This is a genomic window from Streptomyces sp. P17 (assembly GCF_032436805.1).
In the GTDB taxonomy this organism is placed as follows: domain Bacteria; phylum Actinomycetota; class Actinomycetes; order Streptomycetales; family Streptomycetaceae; genus Streptomyces.
Window position 1 is genome coordinate 1 of the sequence record NZ_JAVRBF010000381.1, and the last position, 401, is coordinate 401.

The window sequence follows — 401 nt, forward strand, 5'->3', positions numbered from 1 at the left end:
GCTTATTCGCCCTGGAGACTACATCGTTGTTGAAAGTATTGACCGTCTAACCCGCCAGAATGTGTGGAAATCTATCACTATGCTGGAAAAAATCTTGACCGCAGGAGTCAAGATTTACACTACCAGCGACCATATGATCTACCACAACGATGCTCAAGCCGATCCCCGCAACAGTTTTGGCAACTTTATGTATCTCTCTATGATTGCTCAGCGAGCCCATGAAGAGAGTGTGATGAAACGGGAACGGCTTGTAGCTGTATGGGAGCATAAGCGGAAGTATGCTATTGAGAATCTTAAGAAGGGTAAGCTTTTAACTAAAAGGCTTCCTTCTTGGCTATCATTCGAGAATGGTAAGTTCGTTATAGATCACGACATGATCTATGATATAAAGAAGCTGTTAG

General features: G+C 43.1%; 1 protein-coding gene. It reads left to right on the forward strand.

Translation table 11 applies throughout. The features are described 5' to 3' along the window. On the forward strand, positions 1–401 hold a 401-nt coding region (locus RMT89_RS41385), incomplete at both ends, for a recombinase family protein (protein WP_315888911.1).